28 protein-coding genes are annotated in these 25,982 nt (G+C 64.4%); 16 read left to right on the top strand and 12 right to left on the bottom strand.

Annotated elements, in window-relative coordinates; genetic code table 11:
- Position 1 precedes the first annotated feature (1 nt).
- From ACLFLU_RS26350 to ACLFLU_RS26340, 3 genes are read left to right on the top strand one after another with little or no spacing between them, the layout of a single operon-like run.
- The gene (locus tag ACLFLU_RS26350) at positions 2-796 is read left to right on the top strand and encodes an ATP12 family chaperone protein (RefSeq protein WP_426407720.1); all 795 of its coding nucleotides are present in this window, start codon (positions 2-4) and stop codon (positions 794-796) included.
- Positions 797-852: 56 nt separating this feature from the next.
- Positions 853-2,478 carry a flagellar hook-length control protein FliK gene (locus ACLFLU_RS26345; protein ID WP_426407719.1) on the top strand — a complete coding sequence of 542 codons (1,626 nt, stop codon included), beginning with the start codon at positions 853-855 and terminating at the stop codon, positions 2,476-2,478.
- On the top strand, positions 2,475-2,738 hold the full coding sequence (locus ACLFLU_RS26340; RefSeq protein WP_092228441.1) for an EscU/YscU/HrcU family type III secretion system export apparatus switch protein: 264 nt from the start codon (positions 2,475-2,477) through the stop codon (positions 2,736-2,738). Before ACLFLU_RS26345 ends, ACLFLU_RS26340 begins: the two co-directional genes overlap by 4 nt.
- Before the next feature lie 133 nt (positions 2,739-2,871).
- On the opposite strand, the gene ACLFLU_RS26335 is transcribed toward ACLFLU_RS26340, so the two are convergent.
- From ACLFLU_RS26335 to ACLFLU_RS26325, 3 genes are all read right to left on the bottom strand, one after another.
- Positions 2,872-3,864 (bottom strand): dienelactone hydrolase family protein, encoded by a 993-nt coding sequence (locus ACLFLU_RS26335; protein WP_426407718.1) that lies wholly within the window; start codon positions 3,862-3,864, stop codon positions 2,872-2,874.
- Positions 3,865-3,935: 71 nt separating this feature from the next.
- A complete protein-coding gene (locus tag ACLFLU_RS26330) occupies positions 3,936-4,529 on the bottom strand; it encodes a hypothetical protein (protein WP_426407717.1) in 594 nt (197 codons plus the stop codon).
- A 259-nt stretch (positions 4,530-4,788) separates the two neighbouring features.
- The gene (locus tag ACLFLU_RS26325) at positions 4,789-5,193 is read right to left on the bottom strand and encodes a DUF4260 domain-containing protein (protein ID WP_426407716.1); all 405 of its coding nucleotides are present in this window, start codon (positions 5,191-5,193) and stop codon (positions 4,789-4,791) included.
- Positions 5,194-5,339: 146 nt separating this feature from the next.
- Here ACLFLU_RS26325 and ACLFLU_RS26320 point away from each other — a divergent pair, with 146 nt between their 5' ends.
- Genes ACLFLU_RS26320 through ACLFLU_RS26310 form a run of 3 tightly spaced genes read left to right on the top strand, consistent with a single transcriptional unit; the run spans position 5,340 to position 7,662 of the window.
- Entirely contained in the window at positions 5,340-6,872 is a 1,533-nt protein-coding gene (locus ACLFLU_RS26320; protein WP_426407715.1) for an acyl-CoA carboxylase subunit beta, read from the top strand.
- Between the two features lie 56 nt (positions 6,873-6,928).
- On the top strand, positions 6,929-7,318 hold the full coding sequence (locus ACLFLU_RS26315) for a hypothetical protein (protein ID WP_426407714.1): 390 nt from the start codon (positions 6,929-6,931) through the stop codon (positions 7,316-7,318).
- Positions 7,315-7,662, top strand: a complete 348-nt coding sequence (locus ACLFLU_RS26310; protein WP_426407713.1) for a hypothetical protein — start codon at positions 7,315-7,317, stop codon at positions 7,660-7,662. The genes ACLFLU_RS26315 and ACLFLU_RS26310 overlap by 4 nt, the downstream gene beginning before the upstream one ends.
- Before the next feature lie 9 nt (positions 7,663-7,671).
- On the opposite strand, the gene ACLFLU_RS26305 is transcribed toward ACLFLU_RS26310, so the two are convergent.
- The 4 genes from ACLFLU_RS26305 to ACLFLU_RS26290 all read right to left on the bottom strand — a co-directional run bounded on the left by ACLFLU_RS26305 (position 7,672) and on the right by ACLFLU_RS26290 (position 11,181).
- Entirely contained in the window at positions 7,672-7,824 is a 153-nt protein-coding gene (locus tag ACLFLU_RS26305) for a hypothetical protein (RefSeq protein ID WP_426407712.1), read from the bottom strand.
- Between the two features lie 93 nt (positions 7,825-7,917).
- Positions 7,918-8,559: a glutathione S-transferase family protein gene (locus tag ACLFLU_RS26300; protein WP_426407711.1), complete on the bottom strand. Its 642-nt coding sequence runs from the start codon at positions 8,557-8,559 to the stop codon at positions 7,918-7,920.
- 128 nt (positions 8,560-8,687) lie between these two features.
- Positions 8,688-9,155 (bottom strand): hypothetical protein, encoded by a 468-nt coding sequence (locus ACLFLU_RS26295; protein ID WP_426407710.1) that lies wholly within the window; start codon positions 9,153-9,155, stop codon positions 8,688-8,690.
- 67 nt (positions 9,156-9,222) lie between these two features.
- Positions 9,223-11,181: an alpha/beta hydrolase domain-containing protein gene (locus tag ACLFLU_RS26290; protein WP_426407709.1), complete on the bottom strand. Its 1,959-nt coding sequence runs from the start codon at positions 11,179-11,181 to the stop codon at positions 9,223-9,225.
- A 113-nt stretch (positions 11,182-11,294) separates the two neighbouring features.
- Here ACLFLU_RS26290 and ACLFLU_RS26285 point away from each other — a divergent pair, with 113 nt between their 5' ends.
- Together ACLFLU_RS26285 and ACLFLU_RS26280 are read left to right on the top strand one after the other, a co-directional pair.
- Positions 11,295-11,609 carry a hypothetical protein gene (locus ACLFLU_RS26285; RefSeq protein ID WP_426407708.1) on the top strand — a complete coding sequence of 105 codons (315 nt, stop codon included), beginning with the start codon at positions 11,295-11,297 and terminating at the stop codon, positions 11,607-11,609.
- A gap of 114 nt (positions 11,610-11,723) precedes the next feature.
- Positions 11,724-12,020 (top strand): twin-arginine translocation signal domain-containing protein, encoded by a 297-nt coding sequence (locus ACLFLU_RS26280; protein ID WP_426407707.1) that lies wholly within the window; start codon positions 11,724-11,726, stop codon positions 12,018-12,020.
- A 126-nt stretch (positions 12,021-12,146) separates the two neighbouring features.
- On the opposite strand, the gene ACLFLU_RS26275 is transcribed toward ACLFLU_RS26280, so the two are convergent.
- The 3 genes from ACLFLU_RS26275 to ACLFLU_RS26265 form a co-directional block, all read right to left on the bottom strand.
- Positions 12,147-12,392, bottom strand: a complete 246-nt coding sequence (locus ACLFLU_RS26275) for a GCG_CRPN prefix-to-repeats domain-containing protein (protein WP_128966804.1) — start codon at positions 12,390-12,392, stop codon at positions 12,147-12,149.
- A gap of 323 nt (positions 12,393-12,715) precedes the next feature.
- Positions 12,716-13,723, bottom strand: coding sequence for an alpha/beta fold hydrolase (locus ACLFLU_RS26270; RefSeq protein WP_426407706.1), 1,008 nt, complete (start codon positions 13,721-13,723; stop codon positions 12,716-12,718).
- A 120-nt stretch (positions 13,724-13,843) separates the two neighbouring features.
- A complete protein-coding gene (locus tag ACLFLU_RS26265; protein ID WP_426407705.1) occupies positions 13,844-14,542 on the bottom strand; it encodes an ArsR/SmtB family transcription factor in 699 nt (232 codons plus the stop codon).
- Positions 14,543-14,689: 147 nt separating this feature from the next.
- Between ACLFLU_RS26265 and ACLFLU_RS26260 the strand changes: the two genes are divergently transcribed.
- From ACLFLU_RS26260 to ACLFLU_RS26250, 3 genes are read left to right on the top strand one after another with little or no spacing between them, the layout of a single operon-like run.
- Complete coding sequence (locus ACLFLU_RS26260; RefSeq protein ID WP_426407704.1) at positions 14,690-14,998, top strand: NIPSNAP family protein; 309 nt, start codon at positions 14,690-14,692, stop codon at positions 14,996-14,998.
- 24 nt (positions 14,999-15,022) lie between these two features.
- The gene (locus ACLFLU_RS26255; protein ID WP_354240546.1) at positions 15,023-15,373 is read left to right on the top strand and encodes an antibiotic biosynthesis monooxygenase family protein; all 351 of its coding nucleotides are present in this window, start codon (positions 15,023-15,025) and stop codon (positions 15,371-15,373) included.
- Between the two features lie 51 nt (positions 15,374-15,424).
- Positions 15,425-16,234: an isocitrate lyase/PEP mutase family protein gene (locus ACLFLU_RS26250; protein WP_426407703.1), complete on the top strand. Its 810-nt coding sequence runs from the start codon at positions 15,425-15,427 to the stop codon at positions 16,232-16,234.
- 98 nt (positions 16,235-16,332) lie between these two features.
- Here the strand turns inward: ACLFLU_RS26250 and ACLFLU_RS26245 are convergent, their stop codons facing one another.
- Positions 16,333-16,755, bottom strand: coding sequence for a hypothetical protein (locus ACLFLU_RS26245; RefSeq protein WP_426407702.1), 423 nt, complete (start codon positions 16,753-16,755; stop codon positions 16,333-16,335).
- Positions 16,756-16,921: 166 nt separating this feature from the next.
- On the opposite strand from ACLFLU_RS26245, the gene ACLFLU_RS26240 reads away from it, so the two are divergent.
- On the top strand, positions 16,922-17,566 hold the full coding sequence (locus ACLFLU_RS26240; RefSeq protein WP_426407701.1) for a trimeric intracellular cation channel family protein: 645 nt from the start codon (positions 16,922-16,924) through the stop codon (positions 17,564-17,566).
- Between the two features lie 183 nt (positions 17,567-17,749).
- On the opposite strand, the gene ACLFLU_RS26235 is transcribed toward ACLFLU_RS26240, so the two are convergent.
- Positions 17,750-18,961, bottom strand: coding sequence for a c-type cytochrome (locus ACLFLU_RS26235; RefSeq protein ID WP_426407700.1), 1,212 nt, complete (start codon positions 18,959-18,961; stop codon positions 17,750-17,752).
- A gap of 281 nt (positions 18,962-19,242) precedes the next feature.
- Between ACLFLU_RS26235 and ACLFLU_RS26230 the strand changes: the two genes are divergently transcribed.
- The 4 genes from ACLFLU_RS26230 (at position 19,243) to ACLFLU_RS26215 (ending at position 25,861) form a co-directional block, all read left to right on the top strand.
- Positions 19,243-22,734 carry an indolepyruvate ferredoxin oxidoreductase family protein gene (locus ACLFLU_RS26230; RefSeq protein ID WP_426407699.1) on the top strand — a complete coding sequence of 1,164 codons (3,492 nt, stop codon included), beginning with the start codon at positions 19,243-19,245 and terminating at the stop codon, positions 22,732-22,734.
- Positions 22,735-23,257: 523 nt separating this feature from the next.
- Positions 23,258-24,415, top strand: coding sequence for a thiolase domain-containing protein (locus tag ACLFLU_RS26225; RefSeq protein ID WP_253571758.1), 1,158 nt, complete (start codon positions 23,258-23,260; stop codon positions 24,413-24,415).
- Positions 24,415-24,804, top strand: coding sequence for a Zn-ribbon domain-containing OB-fold protein (locus ACLFLU_RS26220; protein WP_426407698.1), 390 nt, complete (start codon positions 24,415-24,417; stop codon positions 24,802-24,804). Before ACLFLU_RS26225 ends, ACLFLU_RS26220 begins: the two co-directional genes overlap by 1 nt.
- Before the next feature lie 196 nt (positions 24,805-25,000).
- Positions 25,001-25,861 carry a MaoC/PaaZ C-terminal domain-containing protein gene (locus ACLFLU_RS26215; protein ID WP_426407697.1) on the top strand — a complete coding sequence of 287 codons (861 nt, stop codon included), beginning with the start codon at positions 25,001-25,003 and terminating at the stop codon, positions 25,859-25,861.
- Positions 25,862-25,982 lie beyond the last annotated feature (121 nt).

The raw sequence follows: 25,982 nt of genomic DNA, 5'->3' as shown, positions 1-25,982 counted from the left end.
CATGCGCGAATTGTTCGAAGAGGCAGCCGGCCAGCCCCCGCCGGATCCGCGGGAATCGGCGCGTGCCTCCGCACGCACGCCGCTGCGCAAGCGCTTCTACAAGGAGGTGGGCGTAGCGGAGGCCGAGGGCGGATTCGGCATCACCCTCGACGGCAAGCCGATCCGGACGCCCTCCGGCCGCCAGGTGGTGATCCCGGCGCGGCCGCTCGCCGATGCCGTGGCCGCGGAATGGGCCGCGCAGGGCGAGGCGATCGATCCCGTGACCATGCCGCTGACGCGGATCGCCAACAGCGTGGTCGAGGGCGTGGTCGACCGCGTCGCGCTCGTCACGGATGACCTCGCAAAATATCTCGAGACCGACCTGCTGTTCTATCGCGCCGGCCACCCTGAGGGGCTGGTCGCCCGCGAGGCCGCGCATTGGGACCCCGTGCTGTTCTGGGCCGCAGAGGCGCTGGGGGCACATTTCATCCTGTCCGAAGGCATCATGCACGTGAAGCAGCCGGACGAGGCGCTGCGGGCCGCCCGCGCCGCGCTTCCGGAGGATCCCTGGTCGGTCGCCGCCCTCCACATCGTGACGACCCTGACCGGCTCAGCGCTGCTGGCGCTGGCGCTGGCCCATGGCGTGCGCGACGCCGGCCAGGTCTGGGCCGCCGCCCATGTCGACGAGGACTGGAACATCGACCAGTGGGGCGTGGACGAAGAGGCGGCCGCCCGCCGGGCGACCCGGCTGCGGGATTTCGACGCCGCCGTGGTGGTGTTGGCGGCCGTGAACCCGCCTGCGGCCAAAGGTCCTTAACGAGAGGTTTACGACGGGACCTTAGGGTGGGATTCGCGCTCCCTGGGCCCCTTAAGATGCCGACGCCGATAAGCTCGATCGTTCCCGTCAGTGCCGCCAGCCCCGTGGCTGATGCGGCGACGCCCGATCTTGTGCTGCAGGCCGGCAGCGTGGTCGATGCCAGGGTCGTCAGCGTGCTCGCCGACAATCTGGTGCGGATCGCGATCGCCAACCTCTCGATGGACGTGATGTCCGAGGTGTCGCTGACCCCAGGGCAAAATCTTCAGCTCGCGGTATCGCAGAACGACGGCACCACCAGGCTCGCCGTCATCAACGGAGCAGGCGGGGCGAGTGCAGATCAGGTCACGCTGACGCCGACGGCGGCGTCGCTGGTCGACAGCCCGCCGCTTGCGCCATCCGCGACCGGGGCCCGCAATCCGCTGACGCCGGCCGAACAGGTCGCCGTCACCGCGGCCTCGGCCGAGGCCGTGACCAAGCAGGGCAGCCAGGCGCCGCTGTTCGCCAATCTGGCTTCCGTCGTGGCCGGCAGCGATTTGCCGGCCGGCCTGCAGCAGGCCGTGCTGGACGTGCTGGCGCAACAGACGCCGCTCAACGCCGCCCTCGATGGCGGCGATATCGAATCCGCCTTCCAGAGGTCCGGTCTGTTTCTCGAGGCCTCGCTCGCCGCAGGCACGACGCCGCCGTCAGGCGCGGTGCCGGATTTGAAAGCAGCGCTGCTTGTGCTGCGCCAGACGCTGGCGGCGACATCAGGCACGCTTGAGACCGGCGCGCCACCGGCACAGGCCGCTGCGGTTGCGACGAACGCCGTCACCACTCCGCAGGCCGCAAGCTCGCCGCCTCAAGTTGCAGGCGAGGCCGTGCAAGCGGCGCTGCCTGACGCAGCGATGGCCCAATCGCCGCAAATGCAGCGCAGCGCCAATGTCGTGGCCACCGTGCTTGCCGACATGGTCGACGCACCGCAGGCTGCGTTACCGCGGACGATCTCCGCAGGCCTTGCCGCGAGTCTGCTGCAAGAGGTCACGCAAGACCTGCCGCGCCTGACCGGGAATGTGCCTGGCTCCAACAGGGCCGTGCCCGATGGTCACGCGTTCGAAGCGGCCGCGCGTACGACCACGCCACCGCCGTTTCGCGGCGCATTGCCGTCACCGCAAGCGGTCGCCTCGCCGTCGCTGACACCAGACACGCCGCTCGCCGCGACCGTGCATCGTCTGCTCGACGACACCGATGCCGCGATCGCGCGGCAGACGCTGTTGCAGGTCGCCTCGCTGCCGGATCGCGTCGCTGCCAGCGGCCATCGCATCGATCCGACCGCGCCGCAGTGGAATTTCGAGATTCCGTTTGCGACGGCGCAGGGCACTGCAATGGCGCAATTCGAGATCTCGCGCGACGGCGGCAACGAGCAGGCCGATCCCGCCAAGCGCGCCTGGCGCGCGCGCTTCACGCTCAATGTCGAGCCGAGCGGTCCCGTGCACGCGCTGATCACGCTCAACGGTGACAAGACCTTTGTGCGGATGTGGGCCGAGCGGCCGGCGACGGCACAGCAGCTCCGCGCCGGGATCGGTGAGCTCAATCAGGCGCTGACCAAAGCCGAGCTTAAGCCCGGCGACATCATCGTGCGCGACGGCACGCCGCCGCAAGCACCGCCGGCGCGTGCCGGGCATTTCCTGGATCGCGCCACGTGAGCGAGGAGTCCAAGCTCGCAATCGCACTGCATTACGAGAAGGGCAGCGGCGCGCCTGTTGTCGTCGCCAAGGGCAAGGGCACGATCGGCGCCAAGATCGTCGAGATCGCCAAGGCCAACGACATCCCGATCGAGGAGAACGAGATTTTGGCCGGCGCACTCTCCAAGGTCGAGCTCGGCGAGGAGATTCCGCCTGATCTCTACAAGGCAGTCGCCGAAGTCCTCGTATTCGTGCTGCGGCTGTCAGGCCGCGCGCGGTAGCTAGCTTACAAGCTGGCGAGCGAGTGCGTCTCTCTCCACACGTCATTGCGAGCGCAGCGAAGCAATCCAGAGTCCCTCCGCGGAAAGATTCTGGATTGCTTCGCTACGCTCGCAATGACGGAGCATGCGGCTCCTATCCCAGCTTGAACAGCGCCTGCAAAAATTCCACCACCGCTTTCCGCGACTCCGCGGCCGTGGAGGGATTGCCGCCGACATGCGGGTTGAGCTCGACGCAAGTGTCCTTGTAGGTGAAAGGCGCGTTGGTATCGCCGTTCATCAGCACGCCGCCGTCACCTTCCTTGATATGGCAGTTGCGTACGGTTTGCGCGTTGGCCGACACCGTGACCGTGTTGACGCCGAGCAGGCCGCTGTCAAAGCCGTGCGCGCTGTCGGGGTATTCGGTCAGCACGACATCGCGCCCGGCCGCCTTGAGCCGCTCGACGAAGGCCTTGCAGCTCTTTACGGGATTATAGTCATCAGGCGTGCCGTGGAAGATGCGGATCGGGCGCGCCGTGACCTCGGTGTCGGTCTGGTAGGTCGTCGAGCAATCCGGATAGAACGGAATGTAGGCGGCGAACTGCACGCCGGACTTGTTCCAGAGCTTGTTGAAGCGGTCGAGGCTCGCATAGAGCGTCGCCTGTCCTCCGCGTGAAAAACCCATCAGCACGATGCGGTCGGGATCGACGCGAGGGTGCTTCGCCAGGATCTCCAGCGAATGGTAGATGTCGATGATCAGATTAAGCCGGCCGAGCAGGGCCTGGTTCGGTCCTGTCACCGTCAACCCGCGGCCGGTAAAACCGTCGATCACGAAGGTCGAGATGCCCATGGCGTTGAACTCGTGCACCCAGGCTTCTGTGGTGGCGCCGACGCCGCTCGAGCCGTGCATCAGCACCACGACCGGCATCTTGCCTGTCCCTTGCGCGACGCGGAATTCACCGGCGACCGTGACCGGCTTGCCGGCCGCGGCATCGCCGCTGAGGAATTGCTGGTCGGAGAGGGTGAGCGAGGGGATCGGGAAGATCTCGGTGCGGGCCGGAGCGTCCTTGGGCAGGGACTGCGCGCTGGCGAGCACGGTTGAAGCGCAAAACGCGATGAGCGCCATGGCGACGCGGAATACCGTCGGCATCGGATCCTCCCCAGTGATTTTTGGGAAGTAGACCAACGGGTGTGCGCGCTGTCAATTTGCGCGCGGGTGCATCACGCCTTGTCGGCCGGCTTCTTCGCCGTCAGCGCCTGATCGATGGCGAAGCCGCCGATCTCGCTCATCGCCTGCGAGATCACATCGCCCTTCCGCTCAAAGCTCCGCGAGAGATGGTCGAACTGGGTCCGCGCCAGCCGCAGTACCTCGATCGGCACGGAGATCACGGTCTCGTTGAAGCTGTCGACGGAGGCGCGCAACGTATCGAGCTCGGTGGTGAGCTTGCCGATGTGGCTTTCCGCATTCTGCATCAGGTCGAGCAGCTTGCCGCGCTCGGCGTCGAACGCCGCCCTCTCGGCCGCTGCGGCCGCGGTCACCTCTGCAAGCTGCGTCCGCATTGCGGCGATCTGGTTGACCATCGCGTCGGAGGCAAGCTCGGCAGCCTTGTGCCGTTCGGCATGGCGCTTGCTCTCTTCCTGCTGCTCGTGAAACAGCCGTTCGGCCGACATCGCCCGGTGGGTGAGCGATTCAATCAGGCTTGCCGCGCGCAGCAGCATTTCGCCGTTCCGTCCCGACACCATGCTGGCCATCCGCCGCAGGAAGTCGGTGGTCTCGGACGATGGATTCGGCAGAGGGACGACCGTCGCGGACATGAGGGTGATGCTGGAGCCAGGGCGTAATGACCGCCGCCGTACCGACTGGGCTCACGCAACATTCGGCGCCTGATCGTAAGCCCGAGCAAGCCTGAATCGCCCGGCCGGGTCAACTGGCTGGCGCGGCAAATACAGTTTTGTAGCCCGGATGGAGCGCAGCGAAATCCGGGACAGTGCAGCTGTGGGCACGAACCCCGGATTGCGCTCCGCTCCATCCGGGCTACGGCAATCAGCCGAAGCGGGGCGGCCGCCGCAAAGATCAAGCGTCCTTCTGCCGGCCGATCCGCCCGAGATGGGTGAAGCCGAAGCCTGTGGAATATTTCAGGCCATATCCCAGCGCCCGGTCGATGCCGATATGGGCGAGCCATATCAAGGCGATGGACAGTGTGAGGGGCGAGGCGAAGCCAAAACCGAACGTCAGTAGCGTCACCGGCGCCATGTAGCTATGGGCGGCGTTGTAGACCAGCGCGCCGAATTTGGCGTCCGACAGGTACGCCAGGAAGCTCAAATCGGGGACCAGGAAGAGCAGCAGATAGACCGTCCAGGAGCCGCCCCAGGCCGCATAGAGCGCCGTCATGCCGACGAACAGGGTCAGCCCCTCGAGCCGCAGCAGGATCCTGACGCCGCCGGTCACAGAGCTTGGGTCAGTCGCTCTCTCGTCCATGGTCCCCTCCCAGGCAAAACTTTGTAATTCCTTGCGCTTTCACGCTGCGGCAAGGCAGCCCTGCGGCGCCGAAAGCGGCTTCCCGGCCCGCAAAATGCCGTGTTAGAACCCCGCATCACTTAAGGCTTAAGAACTGGCGGGAGCAAATGAAGAATATCCTGGACGCCCTTGAAGACCGTCGTGCCGGTGCGAAGCTCGGCGGCGGCGAGAAGCGCATCGAGGCGCAGCACGCCCGTGGCAAGCTGACCGCCCGCGAGCGCATCGAGCTCCTGCTCGACAAGGGATCGTTCGAGGAATTCGACATGTTCGTTGAGCACCGCTCCACCGAGTTCGGCATGGAGAAGAACAAGGTGCCCGGCGACGGCGTCGTCACCGGCTGGGGCACCGTCAACGGCCGCAAGACGTTTGTCTTTGCCAAAGATTTCACGGTGTTCGGCGGCTCGCTGTCCGAGACCCACGCGCTGAAGATCACAAAGCTTCAGGACATGGCGATGAAGGCGCGGGCGCCCATCATCGGCCTCTATGACGCGGGCGGCGCCCGCATCCAGGAGGGCGTCGCCGCGCTCGCCGGCTATTCCTACGTGTTCCGCCGCAACGTGCTCGCCTCGGGCGTGATCCCGCAGATCTCCGTCATCATGGGCCCCTGCGCCGGCGGCGACGTCTATTCGCCTGCGATGACCGACTTCATCTTCATGGTGAAGAACACCAGCTACATGTTCGTCACCGGCCCTGACGTGGTGAAGACCGTCACCAACGAGGTCGTCACGGCCGAAGAGCTCGGCGGCGCCTCCGTGCACGCCACGCGCTCCTCGATCGCGGACGGCGCCTTCGAGAACGACGTCGAGACGCTGCTGCAGATGCGGCGCCTGATCGACTTCCTGCCGTCCAACAACACCGACGGCGTGCCGGAATGGCCGAGCTTCGACGACATCGGCCGGGTCGACATGTCCTTGGACACGCTGATCCCCGACAATCCGAACAAGCCCTACGACATGAAGGAGCTGATCCTGAAGGTCGTCGATGAGGGCGATTTCTTCGAGATCGCGGAGAGCTTTGCCAAGAACATCGTCACCGGCTTCGGCCGCATCGCGGGCCGCACCGTCGGCTTCGTCGCCAACCAGCCGATGGTACTGGCCGGTGTGCTCGACAGCGATGCCTCACGGAAGGCCGCGCGCTTCGTTCGTTTCTGCGATGCCTTCAACATCCCGATCGTCACTTTCGTTGACGTGCCGGGCTTCTTACCCGGTACCGCGCAGGAATATGGCGGCCTGATCAAGCACGGCGCCAAATTGCTGTTCGCCTATTCGCAGTGCACCGTGCCGCTGGTCACCATCATCACCCGCAAGGCCTATGGCGGTGCCTTCGACGTCATGGCCTCGAAGGAAATCGGCGCCGACATGAACTACGCCTGGCCGACCGCCCAGATCGCGGTGATGGGCGCCAAGGGCGCGGTCGAGATCATCTTCCGCAGTGACATCGGCGACCCCGACAAGATCACCGCCCGCACCAAGGAATACGAAGACCGCTTCCTGTCACCCTTCATCGCCGCCGAGCGCGGCTACATCGACGACGTCATCATGCCGCACTCGACACGGAAGCGGATCGCCCGCGCGCTGGCCATGCTGAAGGACAAGAAGGTGGAAACGCCGGCGAAGAAGCACGACAATTTGCCGTTGTGAGATGGACGTAGCCCGGATGGAGCGTAGCGAAATCCGGGTTGTTATTCAGATCCCGCATGTCGCTTCTCATGCGGGCTACTGGCCGGAAGCAGGGAAGCGTAGTGACGCCGCACCGTCTGTCGGAAAAACAAATGATTGGGCAGCTGGAAGCGGGCCGCGAGTACCTGCTATCGGCGCCGGGGTCACGGCGATTGCTTTCACTCCTTCGGCAGCGTCTGCAGTCGATCACTCGGAATGTCTACGTCGTACGCTACATTCCAGAACAAACAGAAGAACTGTACGATATCCTCGTTGACGGGGTGAATATCGTTCATATTGAGCTTCCGCGCGATCCGAGCAGCACAGCGATTGTGTTCGAGAAAAGCGAGCTTGAGGAGTACCGCAGGCACCTCACGAAAGTGGTTCGACGTAAACTAGAACTCGCGATCGAGCTTGCGCAACGATGACCGAAGACGATCCGACGGACGAAATCTCCGACATCGAAGCCCGGATCGAGCGGCTCGCCGAGATCGCCGAGCGGTGCCGGAAATACATCCTGGCGTCCAAGATCGCCATCGGCAGCGGTGCGGCGCTGCTCTTGGTCACCATCCTTGGACTGTTTGGATTTGGTCAGACTGCCGCGCTCGGCTCGATCGCCTTGGTGCTCGGCGGCATCGTCTCGCTTGGCTCGAACATCAGCACGTTGCGGCAGACGGACGATGCGATCGGCGCTGCTGAGGCGCGTCGTTCGGCGTTGATCGGCAGGATAGATCTGCGTGTGGTCGCCGATACGCCGATGAAACTGGTGTGACGCGCTGTCTTACGCGGCAGCCTTGAGAGACAGAACCTGCATGTCCGCGCGACATTCGGCGGCGAGGGCTTGAAGCCGTTGCGCGGTTTGCTGGTCGAGGATCGCCTTCGCCAGACGCTCGGCGCGGGCTACTTGCTCTCTGAGATAGTCGATGCGGGCCATGTGTCACCTTCCGCCGGAATAATTTGAGGCAAATTGCTTCGTTCCAGTGGCCGCCAGCGTATGGCTAACCCTGGGTTAACTACATGCGGTGGGTCACGCTCCGCGCGCCGCGTCCCCGGCCGCAAAATGCGCCATCTGGTCTGCGCGCGCCTTTGCGAATGCCGGACGGCCCGTGGCACGTGCGACATAGGCGCGGCAGGCAGGGCTGTCCGCGAGCCCGCCGAAACGTTCGGCGACGCGCAGCACGTCCGCCATCAGGATGTCGGCGACGGAGAAGGATCCCGCCAGCCATTCGCGGTCGGCCAGCACCATCTCCATGTGCTTGAGGCGATGCTTGAGAAAGTCGTCGAAGAATTTCGATCCCGGCTGGCCCATGAATTTCAGCATCGTCCACGGTAGGCTCGCCATCTCCACCGAATTGAGCGCGCCGAACACCCATTCCGTCGCCTCAACGCGGCTGCGCGGATCGGTCGGCAGCAGCGCGTCGCTGAGGCCGCCGAGATGCAGCAGGATTGCGCCAGTCTCGAAGATCGAGAGATCGCCATCGGTCAGCCATGGTGCCTGGCCGAACGGCTGGTGCGCCAGATGCGCAGGCCCGCGGTCGTCAAATGGTGTGCTGACGACGCGATAGGGTAGGGCAGCCTCTTCGAGCGCCCAGCGCACACGAAGGTCGCGGACATAGCCGCGCGGCGGCGGGGGAACCCAGTCGTAGGTGATCAAGGTGAGGTCGGACATGCGCTATCTCCGTGCTGTCTCAAGCATAGGACGGATGAAAGGCGCGCGTTCCGACAGGGGGATGCGAATTTTTTGAGAAGGCCCCGGGGCGGGTCACGGCAAGCCGTAACCCGCGGGGCCCTGTCGGCCTACCGGCACGCCGGATAGCCGAAGCGCTTGATGATCTCGCTCCCCGAAATCGAATGGAAGGCGAAGGTGTCCATGAAATGGTTGTCGGTGACGTACTTGCGCAAAGCGTCGTTATAGGTGCTGAGCATTTGCTGGGTGGACGAGGGGCTGACAATTCCCTTTTGCATGCTGCCGCCGGCGTGGAACAGCAACGTTGCGCCGGGCGTGACGCAGACATTGCGGATCGACAGGAACATGGTGCAGGCGGATTGACAGTGGCTCTCGATGCGAAAGCGTTCGCCCGAGGCATTGTATTGCGAAATCACCGCCTGGAATTTTGCAAACGCATAGGCATCACGGGCGCCGTAGCCCATGCCCAGCGACGATACGGAGCCGTCGGCGTAGGCCGATTGTCCAGTCACGCTGCTGATGATGGAAAGAAGTCCAAGTGCTCCCAAGGTACGCGCCAATCGCTGCCAGCTCTTCAAAGTGCTCTCCTAAATGGGTTGGTTAAATGGGTTGGTGGAAATTGAGTCTGTGCGAAGATCATATGCCTTACTGACCAAGCTTCGCCAGCTTGCCTTGCTTCGCGGCTTCCACCGCGCGCTCAGCATCCTCCGGCACAAGTATCCGTTCCGCAACCTGCCGCGCCGCCTCACGCTTTACCGCGGCCACATAGGCGCCGTCATCGGCATAGCGTTCGGCAATCGACAGCCTGGGATCATGCACTTCTTTCCGCGCCGCTTCGGTCGGTGCGAACGGCACGACCGCGCCTTGCAGCGGGTAGAGCGCGGTCGGCCCAAAACCCTGCGCGCGCGGATTCCATGCGGTGTAGGTCGCGCGCGGAACGGCGAGTGCGAGCTGGCGAATGCCGGCGATCGCCATGCCGTCATCGTCTGCCTTCGGCACGAACACGGGATAGCGGCCGATCTCCTTCGGCGGCAGCACGCTCTGGTCGGAGAAGGCGGCGAGCGTGTGGATGCCGGCATAGGGCAGGCCGGGGATGTCGGTCGGCACGGCGCCTTGCGCTGCGACCAGCGTGCCGTGGGCGCGCATGGGGACACGGCTTGCGGGCGGTTTTGTGCCATCGCTGATCCAGGCGTTGAGGTCGGTCAGCAGCGCGCGCATCGGCATGCCCGCATGCATCGGGTTTTGCGGCAGCGACATCGCCGGCAAGCCCTTCTTCATCACGTCGGCGGCTTCCGCGAAATGCGGCGTGCCCGCGATCATGTAGGCGCGGACGTTGTCGGGCAGGTCGAGGTGGTTGCCGGCAAGGTCAGTCACCAGCAGCGAGGCGTGCGAGGCCCACCATTCGTGCTCGCTGTCGGTCTGCATCACCTTGGGGCAGGTGACCGAGAGCGAACAGCGGCGCAGCACGCCGTCGGTCTTGCCGGAATAGGGATCGCTCAGCGTCGCATAGGTGAAGGGGAAGAGATCGGCCTGCCACGCTGGATCCTGCATGTGGCGCGGGTTGCGGCCTGGCTGGCCGAAGCGGACGTTGGTCGCCATGCGCCGCGTGCCGGCGACATGCGGCATCAATCCGTCGAACACCATGCGGCCCTGAAGGTCCTCGTTGAAGCCGAGATAGAGGAAGTCGCGCAGGAAGCGGCCGGATTGCGAGACGCCAAAGCCGATAGCGCGGCTGACCGAGGGATGCAGGCCGTCGAGCAGCGGGTTGGTCTGCGTCTCGTCATGGCGGAGGAAGCTGACGACGTCGCGCACGGCAGCATAGCCCATGCCGAGCGGTACCGGATCGCGCGCGGTGTAGGTGATCTCGTAGAGCGCGCCGGCGTCGAAGCCGTCGGGCCGGGTGATCTCCACGGTGTTGGGATCGACGAGCTTTGCGGTAAGGCCAGGCGGCGTCTGCCGCGGATCGGCCCAGGCGGCGCGTACGGTGACGTTGAGGTTGGCGGCATCCGCGGCGGGCCAGGTCAGCGTCGCGCGCGCTGGGCTCGTCGTATTGTCGAACACGACTTCTTCGCGCGCGGGCCCGGTGATGTTCTTGATCACCGGTGCTGTCATCGCGAGTTGTCCCGGCTTGGAGGGGATGTCGCCCTGCCAGCCGACCCAGACCATCGTAAAACCTTGGCGGTGCAGGAAGCCGATGCCGGCGTCCTCGGCCTTGTCGGCATTGTTGGCGCCGGGCTGAGCGGAATCGTCGAACAATTGCGGCGCGAGTTTTCTGCCGCGATTGGGCACGTCCAGCAGCAGTGTGCCGTTGCCATGGGCGGGATCGGTCGGGCGCAGGATCACCACATCGGCGGTGGCCTCGACCTTGCCGTCGGCGTTGCGCGGCGCGAGTGCGAGATCGGTGATGACGGCGTTGCGGTCGTCGGCGGGATTGAGCGCAAAGGTCGCGCGCGCGGTGATGCGCTCATAGGCGCCAACGGTGCCAAAGGTGCGCCCCGAGAACGCCGGCACGCGCTCGGTGATATCGAAGCGGACGATCTCGGCGCGCGCGGCGAGGGGGAAGACGCTGGCGATCGCGATGATGCCCGTGATGATCCTGCGCATGGCCGGTCCGGTCCTTCCCTGATGTCGCGCGATCGTCATGTTGCGTCGCGCGGGTTTTTTGTTGCCGCCACTATAACCAGCTATGCTGCGGCCAAACAACAGGAGGAAATCCGATGCCTGCCGCCTACTTCGTCGTCCGCGCCATCGTCACCGATGCCGAAAAGCGCGCCGCCTTCGACACATGGTACGAGACCGAGCACGTGCCTGACGCGGTGAAAGCGTTCGGCGTAGCCAAGGCCTGGCGGTTCTGGAGCCTGGACGATCCCTCGCTGCACCAGGCGATGTATCAGTTCGATGACGAGGAGAAGCTGGCCGCGATGCTGAAGGGCGACGCGCTGACAAAGCTCGTCGCCGATTTCAACCGCGACTGGCCCGAGGTGAAGCGCTCGCGCGAGACGCTTGTGCTGGCGCAGGAGTTTGCGAAGTAGCGCACCTCCCTGACAGCATTGCAATGAACCTGAACGTGAGATTCAGCGGCAGTTCATGTCGCGAGCCCGACACTTCCTCCGCATCATGCAACGCTTGCCCGAGAGGAAGATGTCATGGAACGTCGCAATTTTCTCAAACTCGCGATCGGCGTCGCGGCCGGTGCGGCCGCGTTCACCGCCGCCGCACAGGCCGCGCCGCTGGCGCCGCAAGCGCTCAATGGTCCGGCCGGCACGCCCGGTGCCAACGCCGATATCCGTCCGGCTGTCACCAGCAGCGAGGAGATCGTTCAGATGAAGCCTGAGCAGGTGCGCTGGGGACACGGCCATTGGCATCACCGTCACTGGGGTTGGCGCCATCGTCATTGGGGTTGGCGCCGTCGCTGGCACCGCCGCCACTGGCGTCATTGGTAACGCCGCGCGCCTTGGAATGAAAAAAGGGGATCGCGATTGCGATCCCCTTTTTGCGATTGGTCAAGCCTCTCAACGAAAATGGCCGCGCAGATTGATCCTGCGCGGCCAGTTCGCAAATGCGAGAAATCAGAACGGACGGCAGCGGCCGGCGTACCAGCGGAAGCCGTAGGGGCACACGCGCGGACGCACGACGACGACCGGCGGGGCGACCACGACCGGGCCGGGAGCCACGACGACCGGACCACGCATCGGACGGCAGCCGCCATAGGGGCCGCGGTACCAGCCCGGGCCGCAACCACCGGCGGCGCTGGCCGCCTCGCTGAAGCCGACGACCGCGCTGGCGAGCATCACGGCGGCAAACAGATATTTCATTGGATCTTCCTTCTCGTCCTTGGGGCAGGTCTTTGGGGGCAAGTCTTTTGGGGGCAAGTTTCTGGAGAGGGCTTGGCGCTTGCGGCGCACAATGAATCAAAAGACATGATTTGACACATTAAATTTGGACCGACATGTGCCGACACTTTGCGATCCAAACCTGCCAATCATGACCTGAATGCGGCATGAACATTCCCCGCATACGGCTTCAGGCGACAGCGATGACGCTAGAGCCCCGTCCCGATGAATCGGGACAGGGCTCTAGGTTCTTGTTTGACGCGTTTTCTTGACGCGAACCGGTACCCACTTCGCTTGAAAACGCTTTAGTGGCCGAGAAAGCCCAGCACCAACTCCTTGTACTTCTCCGGTGCCTCCAGGAAGACGAGGTGGCCTGTATCCGGAATGACTTCAGCCCGCGCATTCGGCATCTTCGCCGCGAACGCTTTTGCCAGCTCGGCGTTCTGCCCCATCTTGGGCCGCAGCGCCTCCGGCGCATTCGGCCGGCCTGGCGCGTTGTGGTCATCGGCGCCCATGATGAACAGCGTTGGCTCGGTGATGAGCGGAATCTCGTGCGCGACCGGCTCGCGATAGATCATCTGGCCGGATGAGACGAAGGCGCGCAGCCAGCGCGGATAATCGGGGCTGCCCTTGATGTTGAAGCGGGCATCGATGAACGGCGTGATCGCGTCGGGCAGCAGCTTGATCGCGTAATTGGTCTGGAGCTGCTTGCGATAGCCGTCGGCGGTGAGCTTGTCCTCGGTTTCGATAATCTTCTCGGTCGGCGTCGGCGGCACGTAGAGGCGGTAGTCTTCCAGGCCGATCGGCGCGGTCAGCACGAGATGCGCGACGCGATCAGGGTAGGCGCGGGCGATCCGCACGCCGAGCATGCCGCCGAGCGAATGCGCGACGACATCTGCCTTGTCGATCGCCAAGTGATCGAGCAGCGCGATGGTGTTGCGCGCCAGCGTGTCGAAATGCAGCTCGCCCACGGGCTTCGACGATTTGCCGAAGCCGATCTGGTCCGGCACCACCACACGATAACCGGCGTCGTTGAGCATCTTGATGACAGGTGCCCAATAGCTCGACGGAAAATTGCGTCCGTGCAGCAGCACCACGGTGCGGCCGTTCGGCTGCGCCGGCGCGACGTCCATATAGGCCATGCTGAGCTGCTCGCCGTCGTTCACGACCGGCAGCAGGTGCACGGGATAGGGATAGGCAAAGCCTTCGAGCGCGATGCCGTATGGCTCCCGCTGGGGCGTGTCGGCGGCTTGGGATGCGAACGGGGTCGTAAGGAGGGTGGCAGCGAGCGCAGCCGAGAAGATGCGGTTCATGAAGGTCTCCGTCATGCCCGGGCTTGTCCCGGGCATCCACGTGACAGCCGCAATAAAGGCGTGGATGGCCGGGTCAAGCCCGGCCATGACGACGGTGAGAGTTCACACGTAAACGTGTGATCAGTCCTTCCCATTCCCGAACAGCGCGGCGAACTGCTTCTCGCCGGTGCGGGTGAAATTCACCACGCGGCTGCCGGGCGTGGCGTCGCGCGCCGCCCATTTCAGCTCGGCAAAACGCTGCATCATGGCGGCACCCAAGGTGCCGGCGAGGTGGTGGCGACGCTCGCTCCAGTCGAGGCAGGCCTTGCAGACCGGGCGGCGCGGATGGCTGAGCATCTCCGGCGAGATCTGCAGATTCTTGGCGAGAAAACGCTCGCCTTCGGCGGTGAGCTCGATGTCCTGCTTCTTCTGCCTGACCAGGTTTCGTGCGCGCAGGGAGTCCAGCATCTGGACGCCGAGATCGCCGGCGAGGTGGTCGTAGCAGATCCGCGCGCGCCGCAGCGCCGGATCCTTCGGCCCGGTGCGCACGCGCATGTGGCCGGTGCGCGCGGCCAGCCCCGCAAGTCCCTCGAGCACGCCGGCGACGTCGTCGTCGGTGAGGCGGTAGTAGCGGTGACGGCCCTGCTTCTCCGGCTCGACCAGCCCGCCAGCCTCGAGTTTTGCCAAATGCGAGCTCGCGGTCTGCGGCGTGATGCCGGCCTCCTGCGCGAGCTCGCTTGCCGTGAGCGCGCGTCCGTTCATCAGCGCCGTGAGCATGTTGGCGCGGGCGGGGTCACCGACCAGCGCGGCGACCATGGCGATGTCGGGTCCTGATTTCATGCTTCGATGGTAGCCGAAGCATTGTGGTCGGGCAAGCGCGTAGCATGTTGCTGCAAACACGTCATTGCGAGCGAAGCGAAGCAATCCAGATGCTTCAGCGGCGACGGCGTTGCTCGCTTCTCGCAATGGAAAATCAGGGAGTCCATCATGTCCATCACCGTCTTCATCCGCTACCAGCTCGATCCCTTCAAGCGCGCGCAGTTCGAGGAGTATTCGAAGCGCTGGCTCACCATCATCCCGAAATGCGGCGGCGACCTGATCGGCTATTTCATGCCGCATGAGGGCACCAACAACATCGCGTTCGCGCTGATCACCTTCGAGAGCCTCGCCGCCTACGAGGCCTATCGCGCGCGGCTTCGGCAGGATTCGGACGGGATGGCGAATTTCCATTTTGCCGAGGACAACAAATTCATCTTGGCGGAAGAGCGCACCTTCCTGCGCAAGGTGGTAGTGTAGGCCGCCAATGATAAGGAGCCGCCCATGATCGCCGTGATCTTCGAAGTCTGGCCCAAGCCGGAGCATCGCCAGGACTACTTCGACCTCGCGGCCGATCTGAAGCCGATCCTGCAAACCATCGACGGCTTCATCTCGGTCGAGCGGTTCGAAAGCCTGACCGAGAAAGGCAAGATCCTGTCGCTGTCGTTCTGGCGCGATGAGGCGGCAGTACAAGCCTGGCGCAACACGATGGAGCACCGCCGCACGCAGGCCAAGGGCAGGGCTAAGATCTTCGCCGACTATCATCTGCGCATTGCCAGCGTTATCAGAGACTACGGCATGAATGATCGCGAGCAGGCGCCGAAGGACAGCCGCGCCGTGCACGACGCGCACTAGCAGTTATGAAAATGCGTGCCTATGTCTGCGCGGCCAACAAGGGAGAGAAACATGCATGTGACAACTGCTGACAAGCGCGCAACGTTCAGGACAATGCACGAGAGCGGATGCTTCATCCTGCCCAATCCGGTCGATGTCGGCAGCGCCAAAGCGTTGCAGCATCTCGGTTTCAAGGCGCTGGCCTCATCGAGCGCGGGCTTTGCCTGGACCATCGGCAAGGCCGACAACCGCGTCACCGTCGAGGATGTCTGTCAGCATCTGGCAGCACTAAGCTCGTCCGTCGACATTCCCGTGAATGCGGATTTCGAAGGTGGTTTTGCGGTCGAGCCGGACAAGGTCGCTGACAATGTCGAGCGCGGCGTGCGGACCGGCGTCGCGGGTCTGTCGATCGAGGATTCCACCGGGGACAAGGACAAGCCGCTCTATGATCGCGCGCTGGCGGTCGAGCGCATCAAGGCCTCGCGCAAGGCGATCGGCGACAGCAACACGCTGCTCGTCGGCCGCTGTGAGGCATTCCTCTGGGGTGTCACCGATCTCAAGCTCGTCATCGACCGGCTCACCGCTTACGCGGACGCCGGCGCCGATTGTCTCTACGCGCCCGGCCTGAAAACGCGCGAGGACATCGCCGCAGTTGTGAAGGCGGTGCATCCAAAACCGTTCAACCTGCTGATCGGCGGCTCCGGCCTGTCGTTGAAGGAAGCCGAAGATCTCGGCGTGCGCCGCATCAGCGTCGGCGGCTCGCTCGCCCGCGCCGCCTGGGGCGGCTTCATGCGCGCGGCGAAGGAGATGGCGGAGAAGGGGACGTTTGGCGAGCTTGCCGGCGGTTATCCCGGCGGCGAGCTCAACAAGATGTTCAGTTAGATTAAAACAAAGCGGCGGGATCTTTCGATCCCGCCGCTTTCTCATCCGCCCGCCCCGGTGCGCAATTGCGCACAAGGCGGGCGATGACAGTTCTGGTGTTACTTCGCGCCGTCAGACGGCGGAGCCGGATCCGGCTTTGCCGCAGGCATATCCGGAGCCGGAGCGGCCGGCTTGCTCGGCGCAGCACCCGTGGTCACGCCGGGCGCGGCATTGTTGCGCGGCGTCACGTCACGCATGCCGGGAGGTGCGGCCGGATTGGCCGGAGCCGTCTGCTGCGCGGTCTGCGTCGCCGGCGCAGTGCTCGCCTGGTTGCCCGTGCTGCTGTTGTTCAAGCCATAGAACACGGCGCCCAGCACCAGGGCGACAGCCACGGCGAACAGCGCGACCTTGCCGCTGGAGGCGGGGCCTTCGCCCAGCTCGGGATCGACCTGAAAGTCGGCATCCCGGCGCGCCGCGCGAAGGTACTCATCGTCGGCGAGGTTCGGGCGGTACGGATCGTTGGGAAAACGGTCGTCAGCCATCGATTGGGTCTCCTCGTTGATTGCCCCATAACAACCCATAGATGCGAGATTCTGTTCCGCGCGCGTTATGCTTTCGTCGCATGTTGCCCTCGCGCCAGGAATCGGGAACCTGTTCATGCTGGAACTGTCTCGGGTAAGTTCCATCGCAGGAGAGGGGAACAAAGCGATGTGGAGCCTGCCACCGAGCGATAGCGTGCTGCATTTACTCTCGCTGGTCGCGGTAGCCGCGCAGGGCATGACGGCTGCGCTCGCTGCCGGCCGCCGCAGCATGGACTGGCTTGGCGTCTGCTTCCTCGGCTGCATCACCGCGCTCGGTGGCGGCACGCTGCGCGATCTGCTTCTCGGACACTATCCGCTGGCCTGGGTGCAAAACCCGATCTATCTCGCGCTCGCCGGCGGCGCGGCCTTTCTCACCATTCTGTTCGCGCGGCTTGTGCACCGGCTCAAGCTTGCTTTCATCGTGCTCGACGCCATCGGCCTCGTCGTCTTCACCATGACGGGCTGCGACATCGCCTGGCAGATGGATGCCTCGCTGCCGATCGTCATCGTCTCCGGCATGGTGACGGGCTGCGCCGGGGGCGTGTTCCGCGATGTACTCTGCAACGACGTGCCGCTTCTGTTTCGCTCTGAACTCTATGCCACCGTCTCGGTGGTGACGGGGCTGTTCTACGCCACGGCGTTCGGGCTCAACCTCAACGCCGAGCTCTGGACGATCTTGACCTTCATCCTCGGGATCAGCCTCCGCCTGCTCGCGGTGCGCTACAAATGGGAGATGCCGAAGTTCGTGTTCACGGGAGATGAGGAGCGGTAGTGCTCTTTCTTACCTCGCCCCGCTTGCGGGGAGAGGTCGGATTGCATCGAAGATGCAATCCGGGTGAGGGGGAGTCTCCACGAGTCCCACTGTCACTATTTTCGCCGAAGCAGCCCCTCACCCCAACCCTCTCCCCGTAAGAACGGGGCGAGGGAGTGCACCGTCCTCGTGGCGGTGCGGGAATTACGGCTCCTGCCCGCGCGCCTTCGCCACTTGCCTGGATGTCACCAGCGGGCCGGCATTGCCCCAGGAGTTGCGGATGTAGTTCGTCACCGCCGCGATCTCGTCATCGGACAATTGCTTGGCATAAGGCGGCATCTCTCCGGTGTTCGGCGCCCGCGGCGTCGTCATGGTGTGTGCGCCGTCGAGGATGATGCGCAAGGTCGAGGAGGGGTTGATGGACTGCAGCAGCGCATTGCCCGGCAGCGGCGGATAGATGCGCGGCGCGCCGGAGCCGTCGGCTTCATGGCAGGCGATGCAGAATTTTGCGTAGACGGCCTGGCCCGCTTTCATCTCGGCCGCATCAGGCGGTGTCACGATGGTCTCGCGGCGCGCCGGCGCCAGGCTCTTCAGGTACTCCGCCATCGCGCGCACGTCGGCGTCGCTCATCTTCGAGGTCGAATTGACGATCACCTCCGCCATTGGCCCGCCGGCATGGCTCTTGGCGTTGCGGCCGCTCTGCAGATATTCGGCGATGTCCTCAGCACTCCACGATTGCAATCCGGTGCGCGCCGCGCCATCGAGCCGCGGCGCGTACCAGCTGCCGAGATCGCCGCCGGACAAGGCCTGCGCGGTCTTGTCCGCGCCAAAATAGTTCTTCGGCGTGTGGCAGGCGCCGCAATGGCCGAGGCCGGTGACGAGATAGCCGCCTCTGTTCCACGCCGCGCTCCTGCTCTGATCCGGCTCGAACAGGCCGGGTGTGAAGAACAGCAAGTTCCAGGCCCGCATCAGGCCGCGATAATTCAGCGGCCAGCGCAGCTCCGGCGGCTTGTTGCGGCTGACGACCGGCGTGAGCGTGCCGAGATAGGCGCGGATCGCGAGCGTGTCGTCCTTGGTCATCCGGGTGAAGTAGGGGTAGGGGAAGGCCGGGTAATAGAGCGAGCCATCCGGCGCGGTGCCATAGCGTACCGCGCGCGTGAAATCGGCATCCTGCCAGGCGCCGATCCCGGTGTCGCGGTCCGGTGTCAGGTTCGGCGCATAGATCGCGCCAAACGGCGTGTCGATGCGCTTGCCCCCCGCAAATGGTTTGGCGGGATCGGCGGTGTGGCAGCCTGCGCAGCCGCCGGCCTCGACCAGCGTCTTGCCGTAGGCAATCAGTTCGGGCGACGGTTCGGCGGCGAGGGCCGCGCTCGCAACCGCACCGCACAAGACCAGGCCAGCCAGAATCCCTCGCATCGTCGACCCTTCTTGCTGCGACTCATCAGCCCATTGCATCATACGGTCGTCACGTCGTTTCGCGATGCCGGGCTATGGTGACACAAATTGAAAATCGCCCATGCCTTTCGGGCCATGAAATTGCGTTTTTTTCCCGCCGCCGCGGAAGCGCCAGATTTGTGATGCGCCGCGTTAAATATCCGACATAGAGTGGCGGAGGTGGTCGGCGCGCCCTAGCTAAAAACAACGGGCAGGCAACGGCTTAAGCAGCCAAACGCTCAAAAGGGCGGAAGAGGACAAGAATGGGCATCAACCAGGGTCCGATCAGTCTCGATCAAAAATACACCCAAGGTACCGGCCATATCTTCACGACCGGCATCCAGGCGCTGGTCCGCCTGCCCATGGCCCAGATTCGCCGCGACCGTGCCGCGGGGCTGAACACCGCGGGCTTCATCTCCGGCTACCGCGGCTCGCCGCTCGGCGGCTACGACCAGCAGCTCTTCGCCGCGCGAAAGCATCTCGAGCAGTACAACATCAAGTTCCAGCCCGGCGTGAACGAGGATCTGGCGGCCACCGCCGTCTGGGGCTCGCAGCAGCTCAACCTCTCGCCCGGCGCCAAATATGACGGCGTCGTCGGCATCTGGTACGGCAAGGGCCCCGGCGTCGATCGCTGCGGCGACGTGTTCCGCCACGGCAATGCCGCCGGCTCCGCCAAGAACGGCGGCGTGCTGTGCCTTGCCGGCGACGACCATGGCGCAAAGTCCTCGACCGTTCCGCATCAGTCGGACCACGCCTTCATCTCGGCGCTGATGCCGTATCTCTATCCCTCGAGCATCCACGAGATGATCGAGATGGGCCTGCTCGGCATCGCGATGTCGCGCTACTCCGGCTGCTGGGTCGGCATGAAGGTGATCACGGAGACGGTGGAGACCACCGCCGAGATCGATCTCACCGACGAGATGAAGCCCTTCATCATCCCCCCGGATTTCGAGTTGCCGCCCGGCGGGCTCAATCTGCGCTGGCCCGATGACCGCTTCGAGCAGGACCGCCGCCTGCAGGACTACAAGGGCTTTGCCGCGATCGCCTTTGCGCGCGCCAACAAGGTCAACCGCGTCACCATGGATTCGCCGAACGCCCGCTTCGGCATCATGGCGTCGGGCAAGAGCTATGAGGATGTCCGCCAGGCGCTGCGCGAGCTCGGGATTACCGAGCAGGTCGCCGCCAAGATCGGCCTTCGGCTCTACAAGATCGGTATGCCCTGGCCACTCGAGCCGGAAGGTGTGAGGCAGTTCGCGGTCGGCCTTGAGGAGATCTTCATCGTCGAGGAACGGCGCGAGATCGTCGAGAACCAGGTCAAGCAGGAGCTGTTCAACTGGCGCGACGACGTCCGCCCGCGCATCGTCGGCAAGATGGACGAGCACGACAAGCGCTTCCTGACCTTCGCCGCCGAGCTCAGCGTCGCCTCGCTCGCGACCTCGCTGACCGAGCGACTTCTCAAGCTCGATCTCAACCCCGAGATTGCGGAGATGCTCCGCGCCAAGGCCGATTGGTTCAACGGCCGCCAGGCGACCCAGATGCAGGCGGTCGCACCCGTCTCCCGAACCCCGTATTTCTGCTCCGGCTGTCCCCACAACACCTCAACGAAAGTCCCCGAAGGCAGCCGCGCCATGGCCGGCATCGGCTGTCACTTCATGGCGCTGTGGATGGACCGCTCGACCGAGACCTTCACCCATATGGGCGGCGAGGGCGTGCCCTGGGTCGGTATCGCGCCCTTCACCAACGAGAACCACATTTTTGCGAACCTCGGTGACGGCACCTATTTCCACTCTGGCCTTCTCGCCATCCGCCAGGCGGTCGCCTCCAAGACCAACATCACCTACAAGATCCTCTACAACGACGCCGTTGCCATGACCGGCGGCCAGCGTCACGACGGCGATCTCTCGCCGCAGCAGATCACCTTCCAGCTCCACGCCGAAGGCATTCGCGAGATCTATCTGGTCTCGGAGGCGCCCGACACCTATCCGGCCGACACCATCGCGCCCGGGGTGAAGAAATATCACCGCGACGAGCTCGACAACGTCATGAAGATGTGCCGCGAGTTCAAGGGCACATCCGCCATCGTCTTCGTGCAGACCTGCGCCGCCGAGAAGCGCCGCCGCCGCAAGCGCGGCCTGATGGAAGATCCGGCGCGCCGCGTCATGATCAACCCCGCTGTCTGCGAAGGCTGCGGCGACTGCTCGGTGCAGTCGAACTGCATCTCGGTCGAACCGCTGGAGACCGAGTTCGGCCGCAAGCGCGCCATCAACCAGTCGTCCTGCAACAAGGACTATTCTTGCGTGAAGGGCTTCTGTCCGTCCTTCGTCACCATCGACGGCGGGGCGCCGCGCCACCGTGCGCCGGCGGAGCTCGCTGACATCGGCGCACTGCCGGAGCCGGCCTCGCGGCCGACGCTCGACAAGCCGTACAACATCGCCGTCGGCGGTGTCGGCGGCACCGGTGTGCTCACCATTGGCGCGCTGCTCGGCATGGCCGCCCACATCGAGGGCAAGGCCTCGATGATCCTCGACATGTCCGGCCTTGCGCAGAAGGGCGGCGCGGTGCTCAGCCATGTCCGCCTCTCGGATCATCCGGCGGAGGTGACCTGCTCGCGCATCGTCACCGGCACCGCTGATCTGGTGCTCGCCGCGGACGAGGTCGTCGCGGTGGCCAAGGACACGATCTCGCTGTGTGACACCACCCGTACCCGCGGCATCATCAACAGCCACGTCATCCCCACCGCCGACTTCGTCCTCAACCGCGACTTCAACTTCCAGACCCGCAAGCTGAACGGACTTTTGGAGACGGCGCTGCACAAGGACTCCGTCTTCTTCGATTTCACCAAGCCGGCCGAGCAGTTGCTCGGCGACAGCATCGCCACCAACATGATGATGATGGGCTACGCCTATCAGAAGGGGCTATTCCCGCTGTCGGCGGAGTCGATCGAGCAGGCGATCGAGGTCAACGGCGTCTCGATCAAGATGAACAAGGAAGCCTTCCGCCTCGGCCGCCTCGCGGTCGCAGACCCCGCGCGTCTCGCCGACATGCTGAAGGGGACGGAAGAGGTCGCAGCACCCAAGACGCTGGATGCAATGACGCTCGACGAAGTGATCGAGCACCGTAGCAGGCATCTCACCGCCTATCAGAACGGCCGCCTGGCAAAGCGCTATCGCAAGCTGGTCGACCAGGTCCGCGACGCCGCGGCGAAGGGCAGCTATGGCGATGCGCTGCCGCGCGCGGTTGCGATCAACTACGCAAAGCTGCTGGCCTACAAGGACGAATACGAGGTCGCGCGGCTCTTCACCGACGGCGGCTTCGAAAAGCAGCTCCGTGACCAGTTCGAGGGCGACTTCAAGTTCAGCTTCAACCTGGCCCCGCCGATTTTGAGCCGAGGCGTCGATGCGCTGGGCCGCCCGAAGAAGCGCGCTTTCGGCCCGTGGATGCTGAAGGCGTTCGGCGTGCTGGCAAAATTCAAGTTCCTGCGTGGTACCCCGCTCGACATCTTCGGCCGCAGCGCCGACCGCAAGCTCGAGCGCGATTTGATCGTCGGCTACGAGAAGGACGTCGCCACAGTGCTCGGCCTGTTGTCGCCGGTCACGATCGACACGTCGGTCGAATTGCTCTCGCTGCCCGACCGCATCCGCGGCTACGGCCCGGTGAAGGAGAAGGCAGTCGCCGACGCTAAAGCCCGCTACGCCCAGCTCGCCGCCGATCTTGCGAGCCCGCCGCCAGCCCCGAGGCAGATCGCAGCCGAGTAGCGAAGTCCCGGGTGGGCAAAGGCGCGTAGCGCCGTGCCCACCATCTCGCGGGTGAGGCACAAGTGGCGCGCACGCCTCGCTTTGCCCACCCTCCGATTTCCTGTTTGAAATCAATCACCGTTCTACTGTGCATGGGGTTGTTTTCGCGAAAGCAGGCGGCTTCCGATAAAACGAAAGATTGCTTGCGCCGTCGGGCAAAACACCCCTAGGGTTTTGGCCGTCGTGGAGCGGTCTCAGTATCTGACCGTCACCCTGAGGTGCTCGCCTCTTCGGCGAGCCTCGAAGGGCGACGGCCCGGCTGTTGCTGCGGGGAGTATGCCGAAGCAGCGTGGCCGCTCATCCTTCGAGGCTCTCCACGCGGCGCGTTGCGCCGCATGGCTCGCACCTCAGGATGACGGGTCTCGCAAACCACTTGCGCCAACCCGCTACCCTCTCGCCCGACGGAATATTTCCGCGCTTGCCAATCAAGTCCCCGCGGTTCAGAAAAAAGAGCCAAGAAGAAACGCGAGCGGAGACCTCTGTTTTGACCATCAAGGGCAAGGCCTACATTGCCGGGATCTACGAACACCCGACCCGGCATGCGCCGGACAAATCCACCGCCCAGCTTCACGCCGAGGTCGCGAAGGGCGCGATCGAGGATGCCGGGCTCAGCAAGGACGATGTCGACGGCTATTTCTGCGCGGGCGATGCGCCCGGCGGCGCCTGGCCGATGGTCGATTATCTCGGCCTGAACACCAAAAAGCTCCGTCACGTCGATTCCACCGAGACCGGCGGCTGTTCCTACATCATCCATCTCGGCCACGCCGCGGAAGCCATCGCGGCGGGCAAGTGCTCGATCGCGCTGATCACGCTCGCGGGCAAGCCGCGCACCGGCGTGATGCCGCCGCGTGCGGCAGGCGCCGAAGCCGATTTCGAGTCCGCTTACGGCGCGACCACGCACAATGCCTATGGCATGTGTGCCATGCGCCATATGCACGACTATGGCACCACCAGCGAGCAGCTCGCCTGGATCAAGGTCGCGGCTTCGCATCACGCGCAATACAATCCGCATGCGATGCTCAAGGATGTCGTCACCGTCGAGGACGTCTTGAACTCGCCGATGATCTCCGATCCCCTGCATCGCATGGATTGCTGCGTCGTCTCCGACGGCGGCGGCGCGCTAATCGTGACGACGCCCGAAATCGCCAAGAGCCTGAAGAAGCCGCTGGTCAAGCTGATCGGGCACGGCGAGGCGATGAAGGGGCCGCGTGGCGGCAAGGATCTCGATCTCACTTATTCCGCCGGCATCTGGTCCGGCCCGCGCGCGTTCGAGGAAGCCGGCATCACGCCGAAGGACATCAAGTACGCCTCGATCTATGACAGCTTCACCATCACCGTGCTGATGCAGCTCGAGGACCTCGGCTTCTGCAAGAAGGGCGAGGGCGGCAAGTTCGTTGCCGACGGCAATCTGATCTCGGGCGTCGGCAAGCTGCCGTTCAACACCGATGGCGGCGGCCTCTGCAGCAACCATCCTGTCAACCGTGGCGGCATGACCAAGATCATCGAGGCAGTCCGGCAGCTGCGCGGCGAGGCGCATCCGAAGGTGCAGGTCAAGAATTGCGATCTCGCCATCGCCCACGGCACCGGCGGCCTTCTGGGCGTTCGCCACGCCGCCTCGACGGCCATTCTGGAGCGCGTGTGATGAGTGAAGCCAAGAAATATCCCGCCCCGATCACCAACCCCGAGACCGCCGCGTTCTGGGACGCGGCCAAGCAGGGCAAGTTCATGATCAAGCGCTGCACGGCCTGCGGCGAAGCGCATTACTTCCCGCGCTCGATCTGCCCGTTCTGCTACTCCGACAAGACGGTGTGGGAGGAGGCGTCGGGCGAGGGCACGATCTACACTTGGAGCCTGATGCGGAAGTCGCCGACCGGTCCTTATGCCATCGGCTACGTCACGCTGAAGGAGGGACCGTCGGTGCAGACCAATTTCGTCGACTGCGATCTGGAGAAGCTGAAGATCGGCCAGAAGGTAAAGGTGGTGTTCAAGCCAACCGATGGCGCACCGCTGCCGTTTTTCACACCGGCCTAAAATTCTTCCCTTCCCCCCTTGTGGGGGAAGGTGGCGCGAAGCGCCGGATGAGGGGTATCTCTCCGCAGAGAGAGTTTTCGACGCGCAAGCAACCCCTCACCCAAACGCGTATGTGGCCGGCACCTCGTAGCCCTCTCCCACAAGGAGAGAGGGCGCATCAATGAGCGCCGGTGAAATTCCGGAGGAAACAAACAAAATGTCCGCCAGATACGAAGAACTCAAAGGCCTGAAAAACATCGGTCAGAAATATTCCTACAGCGATCGCGAGGTGATGCTCTATGCCTACGGCATCGGCCTTGGCGCTGATCCGATGGACGAGAACGAGCTCGCCTTCGTCAATGAGGGCACGTTCACGCCGCGGCCGCTGAAAGTGGTGCCGACCTTCGCGTCCGTCGCGGCGTGGGGCTCGGGGCCGGGCGAGATGAATCTCAATCGCGTGATGGTGGTCGACGGCGAGCGCGACATCACCTTCCACCAGCCGCTGCCGGTCGCCGCCAACATCACCGCCGACTCCTCCGTGGTCGAAGTCTACGACAAGGGCAAGGACAAGGGCGTCGTCATCAGCCACCAGACCGTGCTCAAGAACGAGAAGGGCGAGAAGCTCGCCACGCTCGTCGCCTCGCGCTTCGCCCGTGGCGACGGCGGCTTTGGCGGGCCGAACCTGACCCAGCCCGATGCGCACAAGATCCCCTCGCGCGCGCCCGACAGGACCATCGACATCGTCACGCGTCCTGATCAGGCGCTGGTCTATCGCCTCTGCGGCGACCGCAATCCGCTGCACTCCGATCCGGAGTTTGCAAAGAAGGCCGGCTTCCCGCGCCCGATCCTGCACGGCATGTGCACCTACGGCATCACCTGCCGCGGCGTGCTGCAAACCTATGCCGATTACGATGCCAGCGCGTTCCGTCAGCACGTCGCGCGGTTCTCTTCGCCGGTCTATCCCGGCGAGACCGTGACGATGGACCTCTGGAAGGACGGCAACACGATCTCGTTCGAAGCCAAGGTGAAGTCGCGCGGCGTCACCGTGATCAAGAACGGCAAGACGGTGCTGGGTTAGCAACACGCGACGGCCGTCGTCTCCCTCGCCCCGCTCTCGCGGGGAGAGGGCGGGGTGAGGGGCTCTCACCACGAGCGGTGACGGTATTGAGACCTGTACCCCCTCACCCGGATCGCAAGGG

This window comes from Bradyrhizobium ganzhouense (assembly GCF_049949285.1).
GTDB classification, from domain to species: domain Bacteria; phylum Pseudomonadota; class Alphaproteobacteria; order Rhizobiales; family Xanthobacteraceae; genus Bradyrhizobium; species Bradyrhizobium ganzhouense.
This window is presented reverse-complemented; position numbering and strand designations above follow the sequence as displayed.

Coding starts and splice junctions, on each gene's coding strand:
- ACLFLU_RS26350 (WP_426407720.1), top strand. CDS start 2: ATGCGCGAATTGTTCGAAGAGGCAGCCGGCCAGCCCCCGCCGGATCCG.
- ACLFLU_RS26345 (WP_426407719.1), top strand. CDS start 853: ATGCCGACGCCGATAAGCTCGATCGTTCCCGTCAGTGCCGCCAGCCCC.
- ACLFLU_RS26335 (WP_426407718.1), bottom strand. CDS start 3,864: ATGCCGACGGTATTCCGCGTCGCCATGGCGCTCATCGCGTTTTGCGCT.
- ACLFLU_RS26330 (WP_426407717.1), bottom strand. CDS start 4,529: ATGTCCGCGACGGTCGTCCCTCTGCCGAATCCATCGTCCGAGACCACC.
- ACLFLU_RS26325 (WP_426407716.1), bottom strand. CDS start 5,193: ATGGACGAGAGAGCGACTGACCCAAGCTCTGTGACCGGCGGCGTCAGG.
- ACLFLU_RS26320 (WP_426407715.1), top strand. CDS start 5,340: ATGAAGAATATCCTGGACGCCCTTGAAGACCGTCGTGCCGGTGCGAAG.
- ACLFLU_RS26315 (WP_426407714.1), top strand. CDS start 6,929: ATGTCGCTTCTCATGCGGGCTACTGGCCGGAAGCAGGGAAGCGTAGTG.
- ACLFLU_RS26310 (WP_426407713.1), top strand. CDS start 7,315: ATGACCGAAGACGATCCGACGGACGAAATCTCCGACATCGAAGCCCGG.
- ACLFLU_RS26305 (WP_426407712.1), bottom strand. CDS start 7,824: ATGGCCCGCATCGACTATCTCAGAGAGCAAGTAGCCCGCGCCGAGCGT.
- ACLFLU_RS26300 (WP_426407711.1), bottom strand. CDS start 8,559: ATGTCCGACCTCACCTTGATCACCTACGACTGGGTTCCCCCGCCGCCG.
- ACLFLU_RS26290 (WP_426407709.1), bottom strand. CDS start 11,181: ATGCGCAGGATCATCACGGGCATCATCGCGATCGCCAGCGTCTTCCCC.
- ACLFLU_RS26285 (WP_426407708.1), top strand. CDS start 11,295: ATGCCTGCCGCCTACTTCGTCGTCCGCGCCATCGTCACCGATGCCGAA.
- ACLFLU_RS26280 (WP_426407707.1), top strand. CDS start 11,724: ATGGAACGTCGCAATTTTCTCAAACTCGCGATCGGCGTCGCGGCCGGT.
- ACLFLU_RS26275 (WP_128966804.1), bottom strand. CDS start 12,392: ATGAAATATCTGTTTGCCGCCGTGATGCTCGCCAGCGCGGTCGTCGGC.
- ACLFLU_RS26270 (WP_426407706.1), bottom strand. CDS start 13,723: ATGAACCGCATCTTCTCGGCTGCGCTCGCTGCCACCCTCCTTACGACC.
- ACLFLU_RS26265 (WP_426407705.1), bottom strand. CDS start 14,542: ATGAAATCAGGACCCGACATCGCCATGGTCGCCGCGCTGGTCGGTGAC.
- ACLFLU_RS26260 (WP_426407704.1), top strand. CDS start 14,690: ATGTCCATCACCGTCTTCATCCGCTACCAGCTCGATCCCTTCAAGCGC.
- ACLFLU_RS26255 (WP_354240546.1), top strand. CDS start 15,023: ATGATCGCCGTGATCTTCGAAGTCTGGCCCAAGCCGGAGCATCGCCAG.
- ACLFLU_RS26250 (WP_426407703.1), top strand. CDS start 15,425: ATGCATGTGACAACTGCTGACAAGCGCGCAACGTTCAGGACAATGCAC.
- ACLFLU_RS26245 (WP_426407702.1), bottom strand. CDS start 16,755: ATGGCTGACGACCGTTTTCCCAACGATCCGTACCGCCCGAACCTCGCC.
- ACLFLU_RS26240 (WP_426407701.1), top strand. CDS start 16,922: ATGTGGAGCCTGCCACCGAGCGATAGCGTGCTGCATTTACTCTCGCTG.
- ACLFLU_RS26235 (WP_426407700.1), bottom strand. CDS start 18,961: ATGCGAGGGATTCTGGCTGGCCTGGTCTTGTGCGGTGCGGTTGCGAGC.
- ACLFLU_RS26230 (WP_426407699.1), top strand. CDS start 19,243: ATGGGCATCAACCAGGGTCCGATCAGTCTCGATCAAAAATACACCCAA.
- ACLFLU_RS26220 (WP_426407698.1), top strand. CDS start 24,415: ATGAGTGAAGCCAAGAAATATCCCGCCCCGATCACCAACCCCGAGACC.
- ACLFLU_RS26215 (WP_426407697.1), top strand. CDS start 25,001: ATGTCCGCCAGATACGAAGAACTCAAAGGCCTGAAAAACATCGGTCAG.